General features: G+C 37.5%; 2 protein-coding genes. Both read right to left on the reverse strand.

Features of this window, described 5'->3' with window-relative positions; translation table 11 throughout:
• Window positions 1-14 precede the first annotated feature (14 nt).
• On the reverse strand, window positions 15-383 hold the full coding sequence (gene cdiI / locus C5471_RS23330) for a ribonuclease toxin immunity protein CdiI (RefSeq protein WP_133812681.1): 369 nt from the start codon (window positions 381-383) through the stop codon (window positions 15-17).
• Window positions 384-395: 12 nt separating this feature from the next.
• Window positions 396-1035, reverse strand: a 640-nt coding sequence (locus C5471_RS23335) for a CdiA family toxin C-terminal domain-containing protein (protein ID WP_207627458.1), incomplete at its 5' end; no start/stop codon positions are given.

Here is a 1035-nt window from a genome sequence, read left to right on the forward strand (position 1 = left end):
GGGGAGAGTTGACTTTACTTTGGTATTTTTGTCAGTAACTCATTAACCTTATCGGTATCTTCTGGATGAAGTTTTAGATATTTTTCACAGGCTAATCTGACATAGTGATAACAGGTTTCTTCACTGACTACTACTTCAGGATCATCGTCATCTGGAGAATAACCATATATAAATTTTACACCTATAAAATGGTCTCCTTCGTAATAACTATTCATATCAGGAAAATTGCAATGAGCCCCATCCGTACCAAATCCATATTTTTTAATAATATTTTCTACAACTTCTAAAAAACACTCCTTTCCATACATAGTATCGAAATAACCTTTCACAACCCAATAAGGATCTTTATCATCATAAGGCTGTCCAAATAACTCTTTATTCATTTTTTATTAATCCTATTTTGGATGGAAGTTACTAACTCCACCTGTTTTCTTATCAATATACACTCTAAATGTAACACCGCCTGCTTTAGCATCATATGCCTGTAACCCTTTCGACATAGCTTGTTTATAGCCACTCGCAGCTGCTTGTTGACCAAGTTCTAGTATTTTCTGGTCAGTAAAGATCTTAGGGTCATAGATCGTTTTTGTTTCAGGCTTTGATTTATAACCAATAATATTACCTGCACGATCTTTAGCTGGTATCTGATACTTAATTTCAATTATTCCATTAACACCAGTAGGTGTTTCACTTACAATTTTTACGTTATATTGTTTTATCGCTTCATTAAACGCATCAGCATTGTGCGCCCCACTAATCCCTTTTGATTGAGTAAATCCATCTACAGTCGCTAAATGCTTCGGCTGGTTAATCTGGAAACTGATACCTTCTGGGGTTGTGATGGTCGTCGTCCCCTTTCCAGCATACAACTTCTCATTTTCAATCAAGCGAGTTACAGCATGAGTATCAGGTTTAGCATTGCTCAACAGGGGTTTTGAGGCATCCCTCAATTCTCCTGCCAGATTTTTCGCACCTTCTTTAGTGTTACCTAATACTTTTACGGCTCCGGTCGCTAAAACGCCCGTGCCAACCGCC

This window comes from Photorhabdus tasmaniensis, from assembly GCF_011189505.1.
GTDB classification, from domain to species: Bacteria; Pseudomonadota; Gammaproteobacteria; order Enterobacterales; family Enterobacteriaceae; genus Photorhabdus; species Photorhabdus tasmaniensis.

Bases quoted from the DNA above. Each gene is read 5' to 3' on its own strand.
- cdiI (WP_133812681.1), bottom strand. From the start codon at position 383: ATGAATAAAGAGTTATTTGGACAGCCTTATGATGATAAAGATCCTTAT.